The sequence below is a fragment of the Streptomyces sp. NPDC053427 genome (assembly GCF_044544985.1).
Classification (GTDB): Bacteria; Actinomycetota; Actinomycetes; order Streptomycetales; family Streptomycetaceae; genus Streptomyces.
In genome coordinates this window covers 370629-394566 of sequence record NZ_JBITYA010000002.1, presented here as the reverse complement: position 1 = coordinate 394566, position 23938 = coordinate 370629, and the positions used below count along the sequence as shown (strand labels likewise).

The 23938-nt window shown below is 69.9% G+C and carries 19 protein-coding genes and 1 pseudogene; 16 read left to right on the top strand and 4 right to left on the bottom strand.

The window, feature by feature from the left end; all coding sequences use genetic code 11:
* The first annotated feature begins 38 nt into the window (after positions 1 to 38).
* Together ACIGWZ_RS06490 and clpX are read left to right on the top strand one after the other, a co-directional pair.
* Complete coding sequence (locus ACIGWZ_RS06490) at positions 39 to 716, top strand: ATP-dependent Clp protease proteolytic subunit (protein WP_400062017.1); 678 nt, start codon at positions 39 to 41, stop codon at positions 714 to 716.
* 169 nt (positions 717 to 885) lie between these two features.
* Positions 886 to 2169, top strand: coding sequence for an ATP-dependent Clp protease ATP-binding subunit ClpX (gene clpX / locus ACIGWZ_RS06485; protein WP_400061441.1), 1284 nt, complete (start codon positions 886 to 888; stop codon positions 2167 to 2169).
* 78 nt (positions 2170 to 2247) lie between these two features.
* Here clpX and ACIGWZ_RS06480 read toward each other — a convergent pair whose 3' ends face one another.
* Both ACIGWZ_RS06480 and ACIGWZ_RS06475 read right to left on the bottom strand, forming a co-directional pair.
* Complete coding sequence (locus ACIGWZ_RS06480; protein WP_400061439.1) at positions 2248 to 2529, bottom strand: hypothetical protein; 282 nt, start codon at positions 2527 to 2529, stop codon at positions 2248 to 2250.
* Between the two features lie 201 nt (positions 2530 to 2730).
* Positions 2731 to 3681, bottom strand: a complete 951-nt coding sequence (locus ACIGWZ_RS06475) for a hypothetical protein (RefSeq protein WP_400061437.1) — start codon at positions 3679 to 3681, stop codon at positions 2731 to 2733.
* Between the two features lie 163 nt (positions 3682 to 3844).
* Between ACIGWZ_RS06475 and ACIGWZ_RS06470 the strand changes: the two genes are divergently transcribed.
* Entirely contained in the window at positions 3845 to 6466 is a 2622-nt protein-coding gene (locus ACIGWZ_RS06470) for a valine--tRNA ligase (RefSeq protein ID WP_400061435.1), read from the top strand.
* Here the strand turns inward: ACIGWZ_RS06470 and ACIGWZ_RS06465 are convergent.
* A complete protein-coding gene (locus ACIGWZ_RS06465) occupies positions 6432 to 7607 on the bottom strand; it encodes a hypothetical protein (RefSeq protein WP_400062015.1) in 1176 nt (391 codons plus the stop codon). The genes ACIGWZ_RS06470 and ACIGWZ_RS06465 overlap by 35 nt on opposite strands.
* A 306-nt stretch (positions 7608 to 7913) precedes the next feature.
* On the opposite strand from ACIGWZ_RS06465, the gene ACIGWZ_RS06460 reads away from it, so the two are divergent.
* The 10 genes from ACIGWZ_RS06460 (at position 7914) to ACIGWZ_RS06415 (ending at position 18913) form a co-directional block, all read left to right on the top strand.
* A complete protein-coding gene (locus ACIGWZ_RS06460; protein ID WP_400061434.1) occupies positions 7914 to 9368 on the top strand; it encodes a peptidoglycan D,D-transpeptidase FtsI family protein in 1455 nt (484 codons plus the stop codon).
* An 82-nt stretch (positions 9369 to 9450) separates the two neighbouring features.
* Complete coding sequence (locus tag ACIGWZ_RS06455) at positions 9451 to 10980, top strand: bifunctional folylpolyglutamate synthase/dihydrofolate synthase (protein WP_400061432.1); 1530 nt, start codon at positions 9451 to 9453, stop codon at positions 10978 to 10980.
* Positions 10981 to 10982: 2 nt separating this feature from the next.
* Positions 10983 to 11324: a DUF4233 domain-containing protein gene (locus ACIGWZ_RS06450; RefSeq protein ID WP_400061430.1), complete on the top strand. Its 342-nt coding sequence runs from the start codon at positions 10983 to 10985 to the stop codon at positions 11322 to 11324.
* 106 nt (positions 11325 to 11430) lie between these two features.
* Complete coding sequence (gene ndk / locus ACIGWZ_RS06445; RefSeq protein WP_400061428.1) at positions 11431 to 11844, top strand: nucleoside-diphosphate kinase; 414 nt, start codon at positions 11431 to 11433, stop codon at positions 11842 to 11844.
* A gap of 294 nt (positions 11845 to 12138) precedes the next feature.
* Positions 12139 to 13158 carry a rod shape-determining protein gene (locus ACIGWZ_RS06440; protein WP_003985182.1) on the top strand — a complete coding sequence of 340 codons (1020 nt, stop codon included), beginning with the start codon at positions 12139 to 12141 and terminating at the stop codon, positions 13156 to 13158.
* 290 nt (positions 13159 to 13448) lie between these two features.
* Positions 13449 to 14387, top strand: coding sequence for a rod shape-determining protein MreC (mreC, locus tag ACIGWZ_RS06435; RefSeq protein ID WP_400061426.1), 939 nt, complete (start codon positions 13449 to 13451; stop codon positions 14385 to 14387).
* A gap of 3 nt (positions 14388 to 14390) precedes the next feature.
* Positions 14391 to 15101 carry a rod shape-determining protein MreD gene (gene mreD, locus ACIGWZ_RS06430; protein WP_400061424.1) on the top strand — a complete coding sequence of 237 codons (711 nt, stop codon included), beginning with the start codon at positions 14391 to 14393 and terminating at the stop codon, positions 15099 to 15101.
* Positions 15102 to 15211: 110 nt separating this feature from the next.
* Positions 15212 to 17356 carry a penicillin-binding protein 2 gene (gene mrdA / locus ACIGWZ_RS06425; protein WP_400061422.1) on the top strand — a complete coding sequence of 715 codons (2145 nt, stop codon included), beginning with the start codon at positions 15212 to 15214 and terminating at the stop codon, positions 17354 to 17356.
* On the top strand, positions 17353 to 18564 hold the full coding sequence (rodA, locus tag ACIGWZ_RS06420) for a rod shape-determining protein RodA (RefSeq protein WP_400061420.1): 1212 nt from the start codon (positions 17353 to 17355) through the stop codon (positions 18562 to 18564). The genes mrdA and rodA overlap by 4 nt, the downstream gene beginning before the upstream one ends.
* Before the next feature lie 58 nt (positions 18565 to 18622).
* Positions 18623 to 18913 carry a hypothetical protein gene (locus ACIGWZ_RS06415; RefSeq protein WP_400061418.1) on the top strand — a complete coding sequence of 97 codons (291 nt, stop codon included), beginning with the start codon at positions 18623 to 18625 and terminating at the stop codon, positions 18911 to 18913.
* Here ACIGWZ_RS06415 and ACIGWZ_RS06410 read toward each other — a convergent pair.
* Positions 18910 to 19398, bottom strand: a complete 489-nt coding sequence (locus tag ACIGWZ_RS06410; protein ID WP_400061416.1) for an ATP-binding protein — start codon at positions 19396 to 19398, stop codon at positions 18910 to 18912. The genes ACIGWZ_RS06415 and ACIGWZ_RS06410 overlap by 4 nt on opposite strands.
* 168 nt (positions 19399 to 19566) lie before the next feature.
* Between ACIGWZ_RS06410 and ACIGWZ_RS06405 the strand changes: the two genes are divergently transcribed.
* From ACIGWZ_RS06405 to ACIGWZ_RS06395, 3 genes and pseudogenes are all read left to right on the top strand, one after another.
* Positions 19567 to 21162 (top strand): CHAD domain-containing protein, encoded by a 1596-nt coding sequence (locus ACIGWZ_RS06405; protein ID WP_400061415.1) that lies wholly within the window; start codon positions 19567 to 19569, stop codon positions 21160 to 21162.
* A 79-nt stretch (positions 21163 to 21241) separates the two neighbouring features.
* Entirely contained in the window at positions 21242 to 23167 is a 1926-nt protein-coding gene (locus ACIGWZ_RS06400) for a TIGR03960 family B12-binding radical SAM protein (protein WP_400061413.1), read from the top strand.
* A gap of 87 nt (positions 23168 to 23254) precedes the next feature.
* A pseudogene (locus ACIGWZ_RS06395) lies at positions 23255 to 23938 on the top strand (hypothetical protein); the annotation flags it as partial.

Sequence of the window (23938 nt, the reverse complement as noted above, 5' to 3'; positions counted from 1 at the left end):
CAGCCCACTTGATCGCCACCAGGATGGTGAACACCACGATGAACAACTTCCCCGGCAGCGGCCTCTACCAGGGCGCGTCGTCCGAGTTTTCCGGCCCGCGTGCCGAGTCCCGCTACATCGTCCCGCGCTTCGTCGAGCGCACCTCGCAGGGCGTGCGCGAGTACGACCCGTACGCGAAGCTCTTCGAGGAGCGCGTGATCTTCCTCGGCGTGCAGATCGACGACGCCTCGGCCAACGACGTCATGGCGCAGCTGCTGTGCCTGGAGTCGATGGACCCGGACCGGGACATCTCCATCTACATCAACTCGCCCGGCGGCTCCTTCACGGCGCTCACGGCCATCTACGACACCATGCAGTTCGTGAAGCCGGACATCCAGACGGTCTGCATGGGCCAGGCCGCCTCGGCCGCCGCGGTGCTGCTCGCCGCCGGCACGCCCGGCAAGCGCATGGCGCTGCCCAACGCCCGCGTCCTGATCCACCAGCCGTACAGCGAGACCGGCCGCGGTCAGGTCTCCGACCTGGAGATCGCCGCCAACGAGATCCTGCGGATGCGTTCGCAGCTGGAGGACCTGCTGGCCAAGCACTCCTCCACGCCGATCGAGAAGATCCGCGACGATATCGAGCGCGACAAGATCCTGACCGCCGAGGAGTCGCTGGCGTACGGTCTGGTCGACCAGATCGTGTCGACGCGGAAGTCGTCCGTGTCGATCGGCTAGCGGTCTTCGCTAAGTGAGCCGGAGCGTTGCCCCCTTGGATTGGGTCGGGACCGAGTGAACCGAGTCGGTCCAAGGGGGGCCCGTACAGGGGGCCCGGCAAGGTACCGTCGATAGGCAAGCACCCGGGTCCGTGGAGCAATGCGGATCCCAGGCGAAGGGGAAGCACCTCGTGGCACGCATCGGTGACGGCGGCGACCTGCTCAAGTGCTCATTCTGCGGAAAGAGCCAGAAGCAGGTGAAGAAGCTCATCGCGGGACCTGGTGTGTACATCTGCGACGAGTGCATCGACCTCTGCAACGAAATCATCGAGGAGGAGCTCGCCGAGACCTCCGAGGTGCGCTGGGAAGAGCTTCCCAAGCCCCGGGAGATCTACGAGTTCCTCAACGGCTATGTGGTCGGTCAGGACCCCGCCAAGAAGGCGCTCTCGGTCGCCGTCTACAACCACTACAAGCGGGTACAGGCAGGCGAGAACGGCGGTGGCCGCGGGGACGAGGGCATCGAGCTCGCCAAGTCCAACATCCTGCTGCTCGGCCCCACCGGCTCCGGCAAGACGTTGCTGGCGCAGACGCTGGCCCGGATGCTCAACGTTCCCTTCGCGTTCGCCGACGCCACGGCGCTGACGGAGGCCGGCTATGTCGGCGAGGACGTCGAGAACATCCTCCTCAAGCTGATCCAGGCCGCGGACTTCGACATCAAGAAGGCCGAGACCGGCATCATCTACATCGACGAGATCGACAAGGTCGCCCGCAAGAGCGAAAACCCCTCGATCACGCGGGACGTCTCCGGCGAGGGCGTCCAGCAGGCCCTCCTCAAGATCCTCGAAGGCACCACGGCCTCCGTCCCGCCGCAGGGTGGCCGTAAGCACCCTCACCAGGAATTCATCCAGATCGACACGACGAACGTCCTGTTCATCGTGGGCGGCGCCTTCGCCGGCCTGGAGAAGATCATCGAGTCCCGGTCCGGCGCCAAGGGCATCGGTTTCGGCGCCACGATCCGCTCCAAGCGCGAGATCGAGTCCAAGGACCAGCTCCAGGAGGTCATGCCGGAGGACCTGGTCAAATTCGGGATGATCCCCGAGTTCATCGGCCGTCTCCCGGTCCTCACCTCCGTCCACAACCTCGACCGCGAGGCCCTGCTGCAGATCCTGGTCGAGCCGCGCAACGCCCTCGTCAAGCAGTACAAGCGCCTCTTCGAACTCGACGGCGTCGAGCTGGACTTCGACCGCCCGGCGCTGGAGGCCATCGCCGACCAGGCGATCCTGCGTGGCACGGGCGCGCGCGGCCTGCGCGCGATCATGGAAGAGGTCCTGTCCTCGGCCATGTACGAGGTCCCGTCCCGCAAGGACGTCGCCCGAGTCGTCATCACGGAGGACGTCGTTCACTCGAATGTGAACCCGACGTTGGTGCCGCGCAGTCGCGGGGAGTCGGGCGAGCCGCACGAGAAGAGTGCGTAGGCCTCACAGGACGCCAACGCGAACCGCCCGGCAGCTGGGAGCTGCCGGGCGGTTCCGTGTCGTCAGGGTTTGTTCAGCTCAGACGGCGCGGCCGCAGGCTTCCGAGCCGTGCTGGAAAGTGACGCCGATGTTGTGCAGCTTCCCCGTGCAAATCATGGTGCGCTCAGGCCCGTTGTTGATATCTGCGGCGTAGGCGCAGGCGGCGCGCACCTTCGGTCCCACGATGTAGCCCTTGCCGGCCAGGTAGGACGTGCATTGCTTGGTGGCGGCCTGGGCCGGCGCGGTGACGACGAGCGGAAGCGCGGCCCCTGCCACCAGCACTCCGGTGGCTGCCGCCAAGCGGCGTACTGCCTTGCGCATGTCAATTCCCCCAGGTTGGAAGCCGGCCTCGCCGGCCGATCGCCGATCAAGCTACCGGCCCATGCGTCCCGCTTCACGGCATCCGTGAGGTTCTGGCCAATGTTCCGCCGAAATCGTCGTTCAGGGGACGGAGCACGCCAAGGGCCCTCGGCGGGAAGTCCGCCGAGGGCCCTGCGCGGTCAGTCAGCTGCTAGGGGAGTGCTACTTCTTCTCCTTGCGGACTTCCTGGCGGATCTTGGCGGTCTTCTCGGCCGCGGCATCGCCTTCGGCGGCCTTCTCGGTGACACCCGTGGGCCCGATTCCGGGGATGAAGGTGACCGAGCCGATCGCGCTGCTGTCGCCCCAGACGCAGTTGGTGAGCTCGAAGGACATTTCCACGCCCTTCTCCTTGCCCGAGACCTTGTACTTCGCGCACTTCAGCGTGGCGCCGTCGAAGCCGTCCGGCGAGAACGACTCCGGATCGTCGACGGTTTCGAACTTGGAGCCGTCGGTGGAGGTGCCCATCTTCGTCTTCATGTTCTCTTCGTTCTTGGCGAAGAGCTGGTCAACGGCACCTTCCGGGTCGGCGACCTTTCCGTAGAAGCCGTTCACGGACAGCGTCGCCTTGGCGGTGTTCGTGTACTGGCTCGCCACGGCCTTGCCCTGAGTCATCCCCATGGCCTTGGCCTCCTTGTTGCCGGAGACGTCGGTGGGATTGCTGGGGTAGCCACCCGGCCGGTTGAACTCCCCGTTCAGCAGCGAGTTCGGCAGCGCGATCTCGTACGGCTTCACATCCCCGCCGCCGCTCGACCCGAACACGAAGTAAGCCCCCACACCGATCGCCGCCACCACGGCCACCGCGCCGATGATCAGGCCGATCTTCTTGCCGCTGCCACCGCTCTCCGGCGGGCCCTGGGGGATCGCGCCGTACGGGGTCTGCTGCTGGCCGTACGGGCCGGGCTGCTGGGCCTGCTGGGGGTAGCCGTAGCCGGGCTGCGGGGCCTGGCCCTGCTGGGGGTAGCCGTAGCCGGGCTGCTGCGGGGGCACCTGGCCGCCCTGCTGCGGGTAGCCGTAACCGGGCTGCGGGACCGGCGGCTGCTGCGGCTGGCCGTACGGGCCGGGCTGCTGCGGCTGCTGGCCGTACGGACCGGGAGGCGGCTGGTTGTAGCTCATGGAGCGGTTCCCCTCGTAACAACTGTTGGCAGCCGACCGTGGCGTGCTGCCCGCATCTGATTTTTATGCGCTGCACACATCCTGTACGACGCCGCCGACGGTCGGTGCCCCGGGGGCGAAACCGATTCGAAGCTGCTACATACCCGCCCGTACACTGTCCGTCGTGACCGAGAACACTCAGCAGAGCAACCACAGCGCCCCCGAACTGCCGACTCAGTACACGCCGGCCGATGTAGAGGGGCCGCTGTACGAGCGCTGGGTAGAACGGGGCTACTTCGAGGCGGACGAGAAGAGCGAGAAGCCGCCGTACACCGTCGTCATCCCGCCGCCGAACGTCACGGGCTCCCTGCACCTGGGGCACGCCTTCGAGCACACGCTGATCGACGCGCTGACCCGCCGCAAGCGGATGCAGGGGTACGAGACGCTGTGGCAGCCGGGCATGGACCACGCCGGTATCGCCACGCAGAACGTCGTCGAGCGGGAGCTCGCCAAGGAGGGCGTCTCGCGGCACGACCTCGGGCGTGAGGCGTTCGTCGAGCGGGTCTGGCAGTGGAAGGCCGAGTCCGGCGGGCAGATCTCCGGCCAGATGCGGCGGCTGGGCGATGGCGTTGCCTGGTCGCGTGAGCGCTTCACCATGGACGAGGGGCTGTCCAAGGCCGTCCAGACCATCTTCAAGCGGCTCTACGACGACGAGCTGATCTACCGCGCCGAGCGCATCATCAACTGGTGCCCGCGCTGTCTGACCGCCATCTCGGACATCGAGGTGGAGTATCAGGACGACGACGGCGAGCTGGTCTCCATCCGGTACGGGGAGGGGGACGCGTCCATCGTCGTCGCCACGACCCGTGCCGAGACGATGCTCGGTGACACCGCCGTCGCCGTTCACCCGGAGGACGAGCGGTACGCCCATCTCGTCGGCACCGAGATCGAGCTGCCGCTGACCGGCCGCCGGATCCCGGTTGTCGCGGACGAGCACGTCGACCCGGAGTTCGGTACGGGTGCCGTCAAGGTCACCCCGGCCCACGACCCCAACGACTTCGAGATCGGGCGGCGGCACGGCCTCGCCAACCTCGCCGTCCTCGACGAGCGCGGCGTCATCACGGCGCACGGCCCGTTCCAAGGGCTGGACCGCTTCGAGGCCCGCTCCGCGATCGTCGGCGCGCTGCGCGCCGAGGGCCGGATCGTTTCCGAGAAGCGTCCGTACACCCACTCCGTCGGCCACTGCTCGCGCTGCAAGACCACCATCGAGCCGCGGCTGTCGATGCAGTGGTGGGTCAAGGTCGGCCCGCTGGCGAAGGCCGCGGGGGACGCGGTGCGGGACGGCAAGGTCGCGATTCATCCGAAGGAGATGGAGTCGCGGTACTTCGGCTGGGTGGACAACCTTCACGACTGGTGCATTTCGCGGCAGCTGTGGTGGGGTCACCGGATTCCGGTCTGGTACGGGCCGAACGGCGAGGTCGTCTGCGTCGGCCCCGATGACGAGGCGCCCACCGGCGAGGGCTGGCACCAGGACACCGACGTCCTCGACACCTGGTTCTCGTCGGGCCTGTGGCCCTTCTCCACGCTGGGCTGGCCCGAGCGGACCCCGAGCGTCGAGAAGTTCTACCCGAACTCCGTCCTGGTCACCGGCTACGACATCCTGTTCTTCTGGGTCGCGCGGATGATGATGTTCGGGCTGTACGCGATGGACGGCACCCCGCCGTTCCACACCATCGCGCTGCACGGCATGGTCCGTGACCAGTTCGGCAAGAAGATGTCCAAGTCGTTCGGCAACGCCGTCAATCCGCTGGACTGGATGGACGCGTACGGTTCGGACGCCGTCCGCTTCACCCTCGCCCGCGGCGCCAACCCCGGTGTCGACGTCCCGATCGGCGAGGACTGGGTCCAGGGGTCCCGTAACTTCGCCAACAAGATCTGGAACGCCACGCGGTTCGCGCTGATGAACGGCGCGACGGTGGAGGGTGAACTGCCGCCCGCCGAGCAGCTGTCGGCGACCGACCGGTGGATCCTCTCGCGGCTGAACTCCGTCGTCGCCGAGGTGGATGCCTACTACGACGACTACCAGTTCGCGAAGCTGTCGGACACCCTCTTCCACTTCGCGTGGGACGAGGTCTTCGACTGGTACGTCGAGCTGTCGAAGACGACGTTCATGGCGGGCGGACCGGCCGCCGATGCCTCGCGCCGGGTGCTGGGTGAGGTCCTGGACGTCACGCTGCGGCTGCTGCACCCGATCGTCCCGTTCGTCACCGAGACGCTGTGGACGACGCTGACCGGCGGCGAGTCGCTGGTGATCGCCGAGTGGCCGGCCGACTCCGGCTTCCGGGACGCGGCGGCGGAGAAGGAGATCGGGCTCGTCCAGCAGGTGGTGACCGAGGTCCGCCGGTTCCGTTCCGACCAGGGACTGCAGCCCGGCCAGAAGGTCCCCGCCCGGGTGGAACTCTCAGGGACGGCGCTGGCGGCGCACGAAGCCGCGATGCGTTCGCTGCTGCGGCTCCAGCCGGCCGGTGACGACTTCAGCGCCACCGCGTCGCTGCCGGTCGCGGGGGCCACGGTCGCCCTTGACCTGTCCGGTGCGATCGACATCGAAGCCGAGCGCAAGCGGCTGACGAAGGACCTCGCGGCGGCGGAGAAGGAGAAGGCGCAGGCCAACGGCAAGCTCGGCAACGAGGCCTTCCTCGCCAAGGCGCCGGAGAAGGTCGTGGACAAGATCCGCGGCCGCCTGGAGACCGCGGAGGCGGACATCGTCCGGATCACGGCGCAGCTGGCGGCTCTGCCCAAGGCGTAGCACCGGTCGTCCGCGCAGGCCCCTCGTCCGTACGGGCGGGGGGCCTGCGGCGTCCCCGCCCCCGGCCGCCCCGTTCGCGTACCGGCCAGAGCAGGACGTACCCCGTCGACACGGCCACGAAGGCCAGCCGGATCAGACCGCGGGCGGAGTCGTCGGGGACCGCGAAGACGCTGCCGTAGAGGATGAGCAGCGCCAGCCAGCTCCACCAGGGGACCAGGCGGCGCTGGCCGATGACGTCCCAGAGCAGGGTGCCGAGCAGCACGGACGCGGTGTAGTACGTGTAGACGCTGGGGTCCAGGACTATCCGGGCATTGGCGCCGAGCAGGACGACGGCCGCCCAGCGGCCGCGCCAGACGGCCAGTGCGCCGAGCGCGAGGCCGAGGGCGGCCTGGGCGGGGCGGTCCCAGGAGGGGGTCTCCGGGTCGCCGACGCCCAGCCAGCGCAGCGCGGACGCCGGATGGTTGGGGATGGCGAACTTCGCGGCGGCGAAGGACTGGGGATCGCCGACGAAGAAGGGCAGCCAGGCGACGGCGACCAGGCCCGCGCACCACAGGCCCGCCCGCAGCCACTTCTCCCTCGGCAGCGCGAGGAGCAGGGGGAGGAAGGCCAGGGCGGTGGGTTTGGAATCCATCGCGAGGGCCAGGAAGGCGCCGGTCAGGGCGGCGTTGCCGCGGGTCACCGACCGTACCGCGAGGGTGGTGAAGAACAGGGCGAGGACGTCGTCGAGGTGCCCGAAGCGGACCGCGACCTCGATCCACATGGGGATGAAGGCCAGCCCGGCGATCAGGACGCGCTGCCGCAGCCGCTGGTGGTTGGTGCCGGTGCCCAGGAAGTGGTGGGCCGCGCTGCGGCCCGCGAGGACGACGATGACCAGGCCGAGCAGCGACATCAGGGCCGCGGCGAGGAACTGGCCGAGGGCCTCCGGGAACGGGTTGAACAGGCCGGCGGTCAGAAAGCTGAGCGGGCCCATCTGGAGCTCGGGGTGGTGGGCGTAGAGGTTGAGCCCGCCGGTGCCGTCGCCCGAGGTGCCTTGGTAAAGGAGCGCGCCGCCGGTGCGCAGATAGTGCCAGGAGAAGCCGCCGTGCGGTTCGACGACGAGGAACCACAGGACGGTCCAGGCGGTGAGCAGCACCAAATGCATCCGCTGACTGATTGCCGGCACCCGTCTTCAGCTCCTGCCTTCCGGTCGGTGTGCAAGGTGGCGCGCGAGGTGCGCACCCGTCCCGCCGTGGAAGAGGGAGAAACGCCGCGGACAGTTGTCCCGGACCGGCCGGTACCGGCCGCGGACCGGCGGGTTCGGCGGGTGAGGGCCGCGCTCGCGGCGCTTTCATGGCGCTCTCATGGCCCTCTCATGAACGCGAGGCACCGTGGACCGGAATGCCGGAGTTCGCTCCGGCCGTACCGCACCGCACCGCACCGCACGTCCCGTAACGAGGAGCCGCGCCCCATGAACAAGCCCCTGCGCCGGGCCTCGGTCTTCTGCCTCGCCCTGATACTCGCGCTGATGGGCTGGGTCACCTGGATCCAGGGCGCACGGGCCAGCGACTACATGGACGATCCGCACAATCCCCGGGTGGCGATCGGCAAGTACGCGGCGCCGCTCGGCAACATCCTCGTCGACGGGGAGCCGGTGACCGGATCGGCCGCCACCTCCGCCACGCTGAAGTACAAGCGGACCTACAAGGACGGCCCGCTGTACGCGCCGGTGACCGGTTTCACCTCGCAGATCTTCGGCAGCAACCAGCTGGAGAGCCTGTACGGCGACCTCCTGGACGGATCCGACAGCCGGCTGCAGAACCCCGCCGACGCGGTGCTGCACACGCGGGCCAAGGGCGGCGATGTGGCCACCACCATCGACTCCAAGGTGCAGAAGGCGGGGTCCCGGGCGCTGGGGGACAAGAAGGGCGCGGCCGTCGCCCTGGACCCGGCGACGGGGCGGATCCTGGGCATGGTCAGCACGCCCTCGTACGACCCGGGGAAGTTCGCCGGCTCCGGCAGCGCGGATCAGAAGGCCTGGAAGGCGATGTCCGAGGACGGCGACGAGCCCAATGTGAACCGCGCGCTGCGCCAGGCTTTGCCGCCCGGCTCGACCTTCAAGCTGGTGGTGGCCGCGGCCGCCCTGGAGAACGGCCTGTACTCCTCGGTGGACGAGCCCACCGACAGCCCCGACCCGTACACCCTGCCCCACACCCGCACCGAGCTCACCAACGAGAACGCCTCCGCCCCCTGCAAGAACGCCACCCTGCGCACCGCGCTCCAGTACTCCTGCAACACCGTCTTCGCGAAGATCGCCGCCGATCTGGGCCAGGACAAGGTCGCGGCGCAGGCCGAGAAGTTCGGCTTCAACGACGGGAAGGTGGACGTCCCGGTGCGGGCCGCCAAGAGCGTCTACCCCAGGGACATGGACGCGGCGGGGACCGCGCTGTCGGGGATCGGCCAGTTCAACGATCAGGCGACGCCCCTGCAGATGGCGATGGTCTCCTCGGCCATCGCCAACGGGGGCGAGCTGAAGACCCCGCGGCTGGTCGACAAGCTGACCGACGGCGGCGGCAACACCGTCCAGCAGTACGGCCCGAAGACGTACGGCGGCGGCAGGGCGATGTCCGCACACACGGCGGAGCAGCTGCGGTCGGCGATGCGGACGGTCGTGGACAAAGGCACCGGATCCGGCGCGAAGATCGACGGACTGACCGTCGGCGGCAAGACCGGTACCGCCCAGCACGGTGTCGACAACAGCGGTACGCCTTATGCGTGGTTTGTCTCGTACGCGAAGAACGACGCGGGGCAGCAGGTGGCGGTCGCCGTGATGGTCGAGGACGGGCATGCGGCGCGCAACGAGGTCTCCGGCAACGGGCTCGCCGCGCCGGTGGCCCGCGCCATGATGAAGGCTGCGCTCTCCTAGGGGAAGGGGGGCTGCCCTGGGCGAATGCGGCGGGGGCGGCGCGGCGCGAGCGCTGTCGGAGGTGCCTCGTAGACTTGTCTTCGTGAGCGAGCGCCCCCGAAACGACGACCCCGACCCGACCACCCCCGACCCGGCCGACGGCTTCGAGGAGCTGGTCGAGGCCGAGACGAACCGCGACCCCGACCTGGCGGTGATCGAGGCCGGCAGCCGGACGCTGCGCGCGCAGGCCGGGCCGCCGCAAGGCGACGGCGTTCCCGCCCGGCCCGCCGACCCCGAGGTCGACCGCGCGCTGCGCGCCGTCGAGGACGAGCTGGCCGGCCGCTGGGGCGAGACGAAGCTCGACCCGTCGGTCCAGCGGATCGTGGCGCTGCTGGACATTCTGGGCTCGCCGCAGCGCGCCTATCCCGCCATCCACATCACCGGCACCAACGGCAAGACCAGCACGGCCCGCATGATCGAGGCTCTGCTGGGCGCGTTCGAGCTGCGTACCGGCCGCTACACCAGCCCGCACGTCCAGTCGGTCACCGAGCGGATCAGCCTGGACGGGGCCCCGATCGAGGCCGAGCGGTTCATCGAGACCTACCGCGACATCGCGCCGTACGTGGAGATGACCGACTCCCAGCAGGAGTACCGCCTGTCGTTCTTCGAGGTGCTGACGGCGATGGCGTTCGCCGCCTTCGCGGACGCCCCGGTGGACGTCGCGGTCGTCGAGGTCGGCATGGGCGGCACCTGGGACGCGACGAACGTCATCGACGGCGATGTCGCCGTGATCACCCCGATCTCGCTGGACCACACCGACCGGCTGGGCGAGACGCCCGAGCAGATCGCCGGTGAGAAGTCCGGGATCATCAAGAAGGACGCCACGGTCGTGCTGGCCCAGCAGCCGGTGGACGCGGCGTCGGTGATGCTCAAGCGCGCGGTCGAGGTCGATGCCACGGTCGCCCGTGAGGGCATGGAGTTCGGCGTGCTCTCCCGGGAGGTCGCGGTCGGCGGCCAGATGCTGACGCTGCGCGGGCTGGGCGGCGAGTACCCGGAGATCTTCCTGCCGCTGTACGGCGCCCACCAGGCGCACAACGCCGCGGTGGCGCTCGCCGCGGTGGAGGCGTTCTTCGGCGTCGGCTCGGACCACGCCCGGACGCTCGACATCGACACCGTCCGCTCCGCGTTCGCCGCGGTCACCTCGCCGGGCCGGATGGAGGTCGTACGGCGCAGCCCGACCGTCGTCCTGGATGCGGCGCACAACCCCGCGGGCGCGCTGGCGGCGGCCGAGGGGGTCACCGAGGCGTTCGGTTTCAGCCGTTTGGTGGGCGTCGTCGGCGCCAGCGCGGACAAGGACGTACGGGGCTTCCTGGAGGCGTTCGAGCCGATCTTCGCCGAGGTCGTGGTGACCCGTAACTCCAGCCATCGCGCGATGGACCCCGATGACCTGGCGGCGGTCGCCGTCGAGGTGTTCGGCGCCGAGCGGGTCGTCGTCGAGCCGCGTCTCGACGACGCGCTGGAGGCGGCCATCACCCTCGCCGAGGAAGAGGGCGAGTTCTCCGGTGCGGGTGTGCTGGTGACCGGCTCCGTGATCACGGTCGGCGAGGCCCGACTGCTGCTGGGGAGGAGCTGACGATGCGGACCCTGTGTGCGAGCACGCTGATCGGTGAATTCTTTGTGATCGGTTTCGCCGGGCTGGTGGCCATGCAGCTCAGCGATCTGCCGACGGCAACGGTCTGGATGGTCAGCGGAATCGCGATGCTGCTGAGCGTCCTGCTGTGCGGAATGCTGACCCGTCCCGGCGGGGTCCAGCTCGGCTGGGCGCTGCAGATCGCCCTGATCGCCAGCGGCTTCGTCATTCCGACGATGTTCTTCCTGGGCGTGCTGTTCGCGGCGCTGTGGTGGGCCTCGGTGCACTTCGGACGCAAGATCGACGAGGCGAAGGCCCGCTGGGCGGAGACGCCTGCGGCCGGCTGAGCCGTAGTGGGTGAGGAGGAAGGCGGGGGCAGGCGTTGTCCGTCGGACACGCCATGTAGCCTCGGTGCACCCGCTGACCGTTTGTACGTATACAGGGAGCCCCTTCGTGAGCCAGCGCACGCTCGTTCTTCTCAAGCCCGACGCCGTCCGACGTGGTCTGGTCGGCGAGATCATCGGCCGGATCGAGAAGAAGGCCGGCTGGACGATCGCCGCGCTGGAGCTGCGCACCCTGGACCGTGAGCTCCTCGAGCAGCACTACGCCGAGCACGTGGGCAAGCCGTTCTACGAGCCGCTGGTGGGGTTCATGTCCTCCGGACCGGTGGTCTCGCTCGTCGTCGAGGGGGAGCGGGTCATCGAGGGCGTGCGCGCGCTGGCCGGGCCGACTGACCCGATTGCCGCACCGAGTGGGTCCATTCGTGGGGACTTTGGCACGATCACCCGAGAGAATCTGATCCACGCCTCGGATTCCGAAGAGTCCGCGGAGCGCGAGATCAAGATTTTCTTCCCCGGGATTTCCTGACACAACGTCAGGCCCATAACCCTTGTGACCAGGGGCGACCGATGGAATCATCGGTCGCCCCTTGGCATATGCGACTCGATCGGGGGAACGCATCCCCGCGACACGACGTCACCATTAAGGGGGGCGGGTGCGTGTACGGCTGACAATGGCGCGCAAGGCTCCACCGTGTTCGAGTGGGTGGCACGACGAGACTACGATGGAGCTTCCGCGTTATTCAGCGCATCACCTCCTGCCGACCTCAAGTAAGCATTCGCTCCAGTTGGGAAGGCCAGACGTATCCTCATGGGGAACAACATGTCGTTCATCGGCCGTGACATGGCTGTCGACCTCGGGACCGCCAACACGCTGGTGTACGTCAGGGGCCGCGGCATCGTCCTCAACGAGCCGTCGGTCGTGGCCATCAACACCAACACCGGCGGCATCCTCGCAGTGGGCGCCGAGGCGAAGAAGATGATCGGGCGCACGCCCGGCAACATCGTCGCCGTACGCCCCCTCAAGGACGGCGTGATCGCCGACTTCGAGATCACCGAGCGGATGCTCCGCTACTTCATCCTGAAGATCCACAAGCGGCGCTATCTGGCCCGCCCGAGGGTGGTCGTGTGCGTTCCCTCCGGGATCACCGGAGTTGAGCGCCGCGCCGTCATCGAGGCCTCGACCCAGGCCGGCGCGCGCCAGGTCCACATCATCGAGGAGCCGATGGCCGCGGCGATCGGCTCCGGCCTGCCGGTCCACGAGGCCACCGGCAACATGGTCGTGGACATCGGCGGCGGTACGACCGAGGTCGCGGTCATCTCGCTCGGCGGGATCGTCACGGCCCAGTCCATCCGGGTGGCCGGCGACGAGCTCGACAACGCGATCATCCAGCACATCAAGAAGGAGTACAGCCTTCTGCTGGGCGAGCGCACCGCCGAGAGCATCAAGATCACCATCGGTTCGGCCTACGACCTCGAGCAGGACGAACACACCGAGATCCGCGGCCGCGACCTGGTCTCCGGCCTGCCCAAGACCGTGGTCATCTCGGCCGCAGAGGTCCGCAAGGCCATCGAGGAGCCGGTCAACTCCATCGTCGACGCGGTCAAGACGACCCTCGACAAGTGCCCGCCGGAGCTGTCCGGAGACGTCATGGACCGCGGCATCGTGCTCACCGGAGGCGGCGCCCTGCTCCGCGGCCTCGACGAGCGGCTGCGCCGCGAGACCGGCATGCCCATCCACATCGCCGAGGACCCGCTCGACTCCGTCGCGCTCGGTTCCGGCAAGTGCGTCGAGGAGTTCGAGGCGCTGCAGCAGGTCCTCGACTCCCAGCCGCGCAGGTAGGACGTCCTGGGGCCCGGCCCCGTCCGCGGCGCGCCGTACGGGGCGCCGCGGGGCCGGCGCCACACCCGCAGTACCCGATTCATCCGCTGAATCGTTGATATACAGGCACGACAGGTGCAACACGTCCGTACGGCCGATGACTCCGTACGGGCGCTGCATCTCCACAGGCACGGTGCGCTGACGCTTCATCGGCTGGCACCGCTCATAAAGGCACAACGCTCAACTCCCGAACGAGACCGGCGCGGGCCCGCAGCCGGCCGGTCCTACGAGGAAGGACACGGCCGCCGCACGTGAGGGACACACGAGAGAGCCGGCTGCTGCTGGTGCTGCTGGTCGCGATCGCGTTCGCGCTGATCACGGTCGATATCCGCGGCGGTGAACAGTCCCCGCTCGATGGTGCCCGGCAAGCCGCCGCCTCCGTCTTCGGACCGGTCGAGAACGGCGTCGCACACGTCGTCAGCCCGGTCGGCAACGCCGTCGGCGCCGTACGGGACTCCGGGGAACGGCACAACCGCATCGCCCGCCTGGAGCAGGAGAACGCCGCCCTCAAGGCCAAGCTCGGCTCCTCCGACCGCAACCGCAGCCGCGCCACCCAGCTCGACAAGATTCTCAAGACCGCCGGCACCGGCCAGTACGGCATCAAGGGCGCCCAGGTCATCGCCATCGGCGCCGCTCAGGGCTTCTCCTGGACCGTCACCATCGACGCCGGCAGCCGCGACGGCATCGCCCGCGACATGACGGTCCTCAACGGAGACGGTCTGGTCGGCCGGGTCACCACCGTCGGCGCCGACACCGCCACCGTGCTGCTGGCCAACGACCCCGACTTCACCGTCGGCACCCGGATGGAGAAGACCAACGAGATCGGCTTCGCCAACGGTCAGGGCGGCCGCTCGCTGCGCGTCCAGCTGCTCAACGGCAAGGCCGCGGTCAAGAAGGGCGACCGCCTGGTCACCTTCGGCTCCAGCGCCGACAAGCCGTTCGTGCCCGGCGTTCCGGTCGGCCAGATCGTCAAGGTCGAGCCGTCCAACGGCGATCTGACCCGCACCCTCCAGGTCCGCCCCTACGTCGCCTTCTCCCAGCTCGACGTCGTCGGCGTGGTCGTCCAGCCGCCCCGCCAGGACCCGCGCGACACCGTCCTGCCGGCCAAACCGGCCAAGCCGAAGCCGGCGCCGACGGTCACCGTCACGGCCACCCCCACCGCGAGCGACGACGACCCCTCCAGGAGCTGACCGATGCGCATCAACCGGATCCTGCTCGCGACCCCGCTGGTGGTCGTCGCCCTGGTCGTCCAGGTCGGAGTCCTGGCCCGCCTCCAACTGCCCGGCGCGGTACCGGACCTGCTGCTGCTGGTCGTCCTCGCCCTCGCACTGGTCTACGGTCACGTCGGCGGCTGCCTGGTCGGCTTCGGCGCCGGGCTGCTCGCCGATCTCGCGCCGCCCTCCGACCACGCCATCGGCCGGTACGCGCTGGTGCTCTGCGTCATCGGCTATGCCGCGGGCCTGACCAAGCCCGACTCCGGCCAGCACCGCTCGGCGACCGTCCCCCTGATGGTCGTCATCGGCGCCGCCATCGGCTCGACGCTGATGTACGCGGGCGTCGGCGCGCTGGTCGGCGACACCGCGGCCCGGCACGTCGGCCTCGTGGGGCTGCTGCTCAGCGCCACCCTCTACGACCTGCTGCTCGCCCCGTTCATCGTCCCGCTGGTGATGGCCGTCGCGCGCAGAACGGAGAACGATCCGCTGGCCGCCGACGGTTCGGGCGGCAAGGGCGGTTCGGCGGGCAGCCGCGACCCCGCCTACGGCTGGCTGAGCACCGGCACGGGCTTCAAGTCCAGCCGTGGCGGCCTGAAGAAGGCCGGCCGGATCGGCGGCCAGCGCGGCGGGCTGCTCAGCATGCCCTCCCGCGGCAAGGCGGACCGCCTCAAGGGGGTCAAGCGGCCGTGAGCGGCGCACGTACCGCAGGGGCGCGGGCGACCATCGGACAGACAGTGGGGGCGCTGTGAGCAAGCCCTCCCGTCGCCCGGCCACCACCCCTCAAGGAGGCGCTGCGCGCCATGAGTAACATCCCTGAGACCGGCCGGACCTCCCGGGTCACGGTCCGTCTCATCGCGATCCAGATCCTGGTCTTCTCGCTGCTGCTCACCCTCGGCGGCCGGCTCTGGTACCTCCAGATCCGCAACGGCCAGGAGTACGCCAACGAGGCCAAGTCCAACCACGTCCAGCAGGTCGTCGAGCCCGCCACCCGTGGCGCCATCCTCGACGCGCGCGGTGTGCCGCTGGCCGACAACCAGACCCGGCTGGTCGTCTCCGCCAGCCGCACCGACCTGCTGAAGATGAAGGACGACGGCAAGGCCGTGCTCGGCCGGCTCTCCAAGGTGCTGGGGATGTCCGAGCGCGAGATCCGCAACAAGGTCCGGCTCTGCGACGCCAAGACCCCGCAGCCCTGCTGGAACGGCTCCCCGTACCAGCCGATCCCGATCACGGACGAGGCCACCACCCAGCAGGCCCTCCAGATCCGCGAGCGCAGCGAGGACTTCCCCGGCATCAGCGCCGAGCCCACCGCGGTACGCCGCTACGCCGCCCCTGGCAACGCCAACACCGCCCAGGTCCTCGGCTATCTCTCGCCGGTCACCGATGCCGAGATCAACAAGGCCAAGAACAGCCGCTCGCCGCTGCTGCGCTCCGACCAGATCGGCCGCTCCGGGCTGGAGCGGACGTACGACAGCGATCTGCGCGGCAAGGCCGGCGTCACCCGCTACGAGGTCGACAACCTCGGCCGGGTCATCGGCAAGGCCAAGAGCGACCCGCAGATCCCCGGCGCCAACGTCATCACCAGCATCGACGCCCGCGTCCAGGCCGTCACCGAAAAAGAGCTGGACCAGGCGATGAAGGACGCCCGCAAAGAGGTCGACAAGAACACCGGCACCAACTACAAGGCGGACTCGGGCGCCGCGGTCGTCATGGAGGCCAAGACCGGCCGGGTGGTGGCGATGGCCTCCAGCCCCGCCTACGACCCCAACGCCTGGGTCGGCGGCATCTCCGGCAAGGACTACGCCCATCTGACGGGCAAGAAGTCCAACTACCCGCTGCTCAACCGCGCCATCCAGGGCCAGGCCGCCCCCGGCTCCATCTTCAAGGTCATCTCCACCACGGCCGCGGTCAACGCCGGCTACCCGTTCGACGGCCACTACCCCTGCACCAGCGCCATGAACATCGGCGGCCAGACCTTCAAGAACTTCGAGTCGGAGAACTTCGGGCCGATCAGCCTGGGCCGCGCGCTGGAGGTCTCCTGCGACACCGTCTTCTACGGGCTGGCCTACCAGCAGTGGCAGAAGGACGGCGGCAACCGGCCCAAGAGCGACCCCGCGGACTGGTTCTACCGGACGGCCCACCAGTTCGGCCTCGGCAAGGAGACCGGCATCGACCTCCCCAACGAGGTCAGGGGCCGGATCCCGGACCGCCAGTGGAAGAAGGACTACTGGAAGGCCAACAAGGACGGCTGGTGCGCGCAGGGCAAGAACGCCGACGACTATGTCTCCAAGATCGCCAAGGAGAACTGCGAATCCGGCATGAAGATGCGCGCCGGTGACTCGGTCAACTACTCCATCGGCCAGGGCGACACCCTCGTCACCCCGATCCAGATGGCCACCATCTACGGTGCCCTCTCCAACGGCGGCACCCTCTACAACCCGACCGTCGGCAAGGCCGTCGTCAGCCCCGACGGCAAGCACGTACGCGAGATCGAGCCCGTGTCGCACGGCAAGCTGCCCGACAGCCGCAAGACGCTCCGGCAGATCGACAGCGCCCTCGCCGGCGTCGCCACCCGCGGCACCGCCGCCTGGCGGTTCGGCGGCTGGCCGCAGGACAAGATCCCGATGCACGCCAAGACCGGTACCGCCGAGGTCTACGGCAAGCAGACGACGTCCTGGTTCGCCACGTACACCAAGGACTACACGATCGTGATGACGATCTCCCAGGGCGGTACGGGCTCCGGCGCCTCGGGTCCGGCCGTACGCAAGATCTACAACGCCCTCTACGGCGTCAGCGACGAGGGCGCCATCGACCCGAAGGCCGCGTTGCTCCCGAAGCCGGAGGCCAAGCTGCCCACGATCGAGGACGACGGCACGATCGAGGCCCAGGCCATCAAGCCGTACGTCCCGCCGAAGCCGTCGTCGTCCGCATCGGGGGAGCCTCAGTGACGACCAGCCATACGTCCCGGACGTTCTCCATCCGCCGCTACAGCCCCGAACTCGGCACCTGGGGCAAGCTCACCGCGCGCGACTCGCTGGTGCGCAAGCTCGACTGGGTGCTGCTGCTGGCCTGTGTGGCGCTGTCCATGATGGGTGCGGTGCTGGTCTTCTCGGCCACCCGTAACCGCACCGAGCTCAACCACGGCGACGAGTACTTCTTCCTCCTGCACCACCTCCTCAACACCGGTATCGGCCTGGCGCTGGCCGCAGCCACCATCTGGCTCGGCCACCGCACCCTGCGCGGCGCCATCCCCGTCCTCTACGGCATGTCGGTCATCCTCGCGCTGCTCGTCCTGACGCCGCTCGGCGCCACCATCAACGGCTCGCGCTCCTGGCTGGCGATCCCCGGCGGCTTCTCCCTCCAGCCGGCCGAGTTCGCGAAGATCACCATCACGCTCGGCATGGCGGTGATCCTCGCGGCCCGGGTCGACGCCGGCGACCGCCCGCACCCCGACCACCGCACCGTCGTCCAGGCCCTCGGCCTGGCGGCGATCCCCGTCGGCGTCATCCTCCTGATGCCCGACCTCGGCTCGGTCATGGTCCTGGGCGCCATCATCCTCGGCGTCCTGCTCTCCTCCGGAGCCTCCAACCGCTGGATCCTCGGCCTGCTCGGCACCGGCGTCGTCGGCTGCCTCGCCATCTGGCAGCTCGGCCTGCTCGACGACTACCAGATCGCCCGCTTCGCCGCCTTCGCCAACCCCAGCCTCGACCCGGCCGGCGTCGGCTACAACACCAACCAGGCACGGATCGCCATCGGCGGCGGCGGACTGACCGGCTCCGGCCTCTTCCACGGCAGCCAGACCACCGGCCAGTTCGTCCCCGAGCAGCAGACGGACTTCATCTTCACCGTTGCCGGCGAGGAACTCGGCTTCCTCGGCGCGGGCATGATCATCTTCCTGCTGGGTGTCGTCCTGTGGCGCGCCTGCCGGATCGCCCGCGAAACCTCCGAGCTGTACGGCACCATCGTCGCCGCCGGGATCATCGCCTGGTTCTCCTTCCAGGCCTTCGAGAACATCGGCATGACCCTCGGCATCATGCCCGTCACCGGCCTCCCGCTGCCCTTCGTCTCCTACGGCGGCACGTCGATGTTCGCCGTATGGATCGCCATAGGGCTGCTGCAGTCGATCCGGGTGCAGCGCCCGGTGTCGGCCGGCTGAGGGCTGGTCGAGGCCCTCGCCTTCGACCTGCCCGACGCCATCCGCCTGCTCACCGACAGTGACGTGGCCGGTTCGCCTGGACGCCCTGCGGGCGGCCGGACGGACCAACCTCGCGCACCCGATCACCGACCACCATGCGGTCACCGCCGCCAACGCCCTCGCGGAATTCGGCCTCGGCGCCTACGAAGACACTTCCGATGACTCCGTCTCCCCGTGGCTGTACTGGTGGCGCGGCGGCACCCTGACCTCGCTGACCGCGGTCGACGAGGAGAGCCGCACGCTCGCGATCGAGCCGCCGGAGGAACTCCTGGCGATCCTGCAACGACTGGACGCCCGGGGCCCGTCCTAGCGGCGCGGCGCCGAGGGGGCCGGCGCGCCTGCCCCGGCCCCCTCGGCGTACAGCTCGAACCACAGCGACCCGGACCGCGGCGGCCCCGCGAACGGGGTCGTGCCCCAGTGATCGGCGAGCCGGGTGAGCAGCAGCAGCCCGAGGTCGGCGTCCTCGTCCGCCCGGGGTGCCGCGGGGACCCGTACGGGCCCGGCGGCCGCGTCATGGACGCTGATGTGCAGACCGTGCGGCGCGGTCAGCACCCGCAGCAGGATGTCGGCCGTCCCGGGGGTGCACAGATGGGAGCGGGTGACCGCTTCGGAGGTGAGCAGCGCCGCGGTCTCCAGCAGGGGGTGCAGCCGGGTACGGCGCAGTACGGGGCGCACGAAGTCGCGGGCGAGCCTGGGGGCGACGGGGCTGCTGGGCATGGTCAGCAGATGGGGGCGGCCGCCGGGTGGGATGCGGCCGGGTGTCGAGACGACGGCCGGGACGGTGGGGGGCTGCACGAGTGTCTCCCTCCCCGGAGGGCCGAGCGAACGCCTGGCGCCACCCGGCGTGGACGTCCGGTAACACACCGTAAGTCACCGCCGGTTGTGCGCGCCAGTGCCTCCGGTGCCCCCGGAGGCGCCGTCGGCAGGGTGGTCGCCCCTGGGCCGGATGACTAGATTCGATGCATGGCGGACACCGTGCGGGAGATCGAGCGGAAGTACGAGGCCACCGACCAGACGGAGCTGCCCGACCTGACCGCGGTGGAGCGGGTCGCGGCCGTGGTCGAGCGGGGCGTGGTGGACCTGGACGCCACGTACTACGACACCGCCGAGCAGAGGCTGGCCGCGGCCGGTATCACGCTGCGCCGGCGTACCGGCGGTGAGGATGCGGGCTGGCATCTGAAGCTGCCGGTTGCGCTCGGGGTCCGGGACGAGGTGCGGACGCCGCTCTCCGACGCCCCGCCGCCGGAGCTGACGGCGCTCGTACGGTCGCGGACGCTCGGCCGCGAGCTGGCGCCCGTCGTCCGGCTGCGGACGCGGCGCACGGTGCGGCTGCTCCAGGACGCCGACGGCACGGTGCTCGCCGAGCTCGCGGTCGACGCGGTGCGGGCGACCCGGGCCGACCGGACCGGCGCCGAGGCCGCCTGGCACGAGATCGAGGTGGAGCTGACGGGGGAGAGCGGGGGCGGTGCCGCGTTCCTGGACGAGGTCGGCGGGGTGCTGGCCGCGGCCGGCGTGCGGCCGGCCGCGGCGGCGTCGAAGCTGGCGCGGGCGCTGGCCGAGACGGACGAGACGGCCGCGGGGAGCGCGCCCCGCGAGCCCGGCGTGGACGGCACGCGCGACGAGCACGGCAAGCGCGACAAGCGCTCGGGCAAGCCCGGCAAGCCCGGCAGGCGGTCCGGCAAGAAGGCGCACACCGCCGGTGACGTCGTCCTGCGGTACGCCCGCGAACAGGTGCGGGCGCTCATCGCGCTCGACCCGGCCGTACGCCGCGACCTGCCCGACTCCGTGCACCAGATGCGGGTCGCCACCCGCCGCCTGCGCAGCACCTTCCGCTCGTACACCCAGGTCCTCGACCGGGCCGCCACCCGGCCCCTCGGCCTCGAACTCCAGTGGCTGGCCGCGGAGTTGGGGGTGGACCGGGACCGTGAGGTGCTCACCGCACGGCTGAGCGGCGCGCTGGCGCGGCTGCCCCGGACGCTGCGGCTCGGCCCGGTGTCCGCCCGGCTGCGCATCTGGTCGCAGCGGCGTCGTCTGGGCTCGCGGCGGGAGGTGCTCGCCGTCCTGGACGGCGAGCGCTATCTGGAGCTGCTGCGGAGCCTGGAGGCCCTGCTGGCCGATCCGCCGCTGCGTCCGGCCGCCACCCGGCCGGCGCCGGAGGTGCTGGTGAAGGCCGTACGGAAGGACTACGCGCGGCTGGCCGACCGGGTCGAGGCCGCGCTTCAGGCACCGGCCGGGCCCGGCCGGGACGAGGCGCTGCACGCCGCGCGCAAGGCGGCCAAGCGGTTGCGGTACGCGACGGAGGCGGCCCGCCCCGTGCTCGGCAAGCCCGCACAAAAGTTCACCAAGCGAACCAAGCGGGTGCAGCAGCTGCTCGGCGACCACCAGGACAGCGTGGTCGCCCGCGGCGCCCTGCGCGAACTGGCGACCCAGGCCCAGCGGGCCGGCGAGGGCGGTTTCACCTTCGGCCTGCTCTACGGGCGCGAGGAGGCCCTGGCGGCGGAGCGGGAGCGCGAACTGCCCGGAGTGTGGGCGAAGGCGGCGCCGCCGTCCGGCTGGTAGGGCGCAGGCCGTCCGGGGGGTGCCCTCGGCCGGGTTACGCTTGAGAATCGCCCTTGTCAGCTCACGAAAGTTCGTCGAGATGTCTGCCGAATCGGTCTTCCCACAGCTCGAGGCCCTGCTCCCGCATGTGCAGAAGCCCATCCAGTACGTCGGCGGTGAGCTGAATTCCACCGTCAAGCCCTGGTCGGAGTGCGACGTGCGCTGGGCGCTCATGTACCCCGACGCGTACGAGGTCGGGCTGCCCAACCAGGGCGTCATGATCCTCTACGAGGTCCTCAACGAGCAGGAGGGCGTCCTCGCCGAGCGCACGTACAGCGTGTGGCCGGACCTCGAGGCGCTGATGCGCGAGCACAACGTCCCGCAGTTCACCGTCGACGCCCACCGCCCGGTGAGCGCCTTCGACGTCCTCGGCGTCTCCTTCTCCACCGAGTTGGGCTACACCAACCTGCTCACCGCCCTGGACCTCTCCGGCATCCCGCTGGAGGCCAAGGACCGCACCGAGGACCACCCGCTGATCCTCGCGGGCGGCCACGCCGCCTTCAACCCGGAGCCGATCGCGGACTTCCTGGACTGCGCGGTCGTCGGCGACGGCGAGCAGGCGGTGCTGGAGATCACCGAGATCATCCGCGCCTGGAAGAACGAGGGCCGCCCCGGCGGCCGCGACGAGCTGCTCTTCCGTCTCGCGAAGACCGGCAGCGTCTACGTCCCCAAGTTCTACGACGTCGAGTACCTGGCCGACGGCCGCATCTCCCGCGTCGTACCCAACCGCTCCGGCGTCCCGTGGCGGGTGTCCAAGCACACCGTCATGGACCTCGACGAGTGGCCCTACCCCAAGCAGCCCCTCGTCCCCCTGGCCGAGACCGTCCATGAGCGGATGTCGGTCGAGATCTTCCGTGGCTGCACCCGCGGCTGCCGCTTCTGCCAGGCCGGCATGATCACGCGTCCCGTACGGGAGCGAAGCATCACCGGCATCGGCGAGATGGTGGACAAGGGTCTGAAGGCCACGGGATTCGAGGAGGTCGGCCTGCTGTCGCTGTCCTCCGCGGACCACACCGAGATCGGCGACATCGCAAAGGGCCTCGCCGACCGGTACGAGGAAGACAAGATCGGCCTGTCGCTGCCGTCGACCCGTGTCGACGCGTTCAACATCGATCTTGCCAACGAGCTGACCCGCAACGGCCGCCGCTCGGGCCTGACCTTCGCGCCCGAGGGCGGCTCGGAGCGGATCCGCAAGGTCATCAACAAGATGGTCTCCGAAGAGGACCTGATCCGGACCGTCTCCACGGCCTACGGCAACGGCTGGCGGCAGGTGAAGCTGTACTTCATGTGCGGTCTGCCGACCGAGACCGACGAGGACGTCCTCCAGATCGGTGACATGGCGGTCAAGGTCATCGCCGAGGGCCGCAAGGTCTCCGGGCAGAACGACATCCGCTGCACGGTCTCCATCGGCGGCTTCGTCCCCAAGCCGCACACCCCCTTCCAGTGGGCCCCGCAGCTCTCCGCCGAGGAGACCGACGCCCGCCTGGAGAAGCTCCGCGACAAGATCCGCGGCGACAAGAAGTACGGCCGCTCCATCGGCTTCCGCTACCACGACGGCAAGCCCGGCATCGTCGAGGGCCTGCTCTCCCGCGGCGACCGCCGCATCGGCTCGGTCATCCGGGCCGTCTACGAGGGCGGCGGCCGCTTCGACGGCTGGCGCGAGCACTTCAGTTACGACCGCTGGATGAAGGCCGCCGAGGAGACGTTGCCCGCCTTCGGCGTGGACGTCGCCTGGTACACCACGCGCGAGCGCACCTACGAGGAGGTCCTGCCCTGGGACCACCTCGACTCCGGCCTCGACAAGGACTGGCTCTGGGAGGACTGGCAGGATTCCCTCGACGAGACTGAGGTCGAGGACTGCCGCTGGACCCCGTGCTTCGACTGCGGCGTCTGCCCGCAGATGGACACCGAGATCCAGATCGGCCCCACGGGCAAGAAGATGCTGCCGCTGACGGTCGTCAAGTAACCAGCATCCGTACGCCATTTCGGCCCGGCCCCGCAGCGCGCGGTGGCCGGGCCGAGGCACATACGAAACGGCAAGGGGGAGGGCCGGATGGAGCCCAGGGACGGGGAACGGCGGGTGCCGGCGCGCGAGGAGCCGGGCGAGGGCTGTCTGACCGCGGTGGTCCGACTGCCCGTGCGGGTGGTGGTGCTGGTGCTCGTGGTGCCGGTGCGGATCGTGTGGGACGCGCTGGTCGTCTGCGCCAGGGCCGTGGACCGCACGGTGCTGCGCCCCCTGGGGCGCGGGCTGGCCTGGCTGTGGCGGTACCTGGTCGCGGTCCCGGCGGTATGGGTGTGGCGGTACGTGGTCGTGGCGCCGGTCGCCTGGGTGTGGCGGTACCTCGTCGTGGTCCCGGTCGCCTGGGTGTGGCGGTACCTCGTCGTGGTCCCGGTCGCCTGGGTGTGGCGGTACCTCGTCGTCCTCCCGGTGGTGTGGCTGGTCCACCACCTGGTCGTGGTGCCCGCCCGGTGGCTGTACGCGGCGGTGCTGGCGCCGGTGGGCCGGGGGATCGTGTGGCTGGCCCGTGGTGTGGGCGCGGCGCTGGTCTGGCTGGGCATGGCGGTGTGCGTGTGGCCCTGGGTGGCGCTGTGGCGCCATGTGCTGGCGCCGCTCGGGCGGGCGGCCGGAACGGCGCTGGCGTGGCTGGTCCACCACCTGGTCGTGGTGCCCGCCCGGTGGCTGTACGCGGCGGTGCTGGCGCCGGTGGGCCGGGGGATCGTGTGGCTGGCCCGTGGT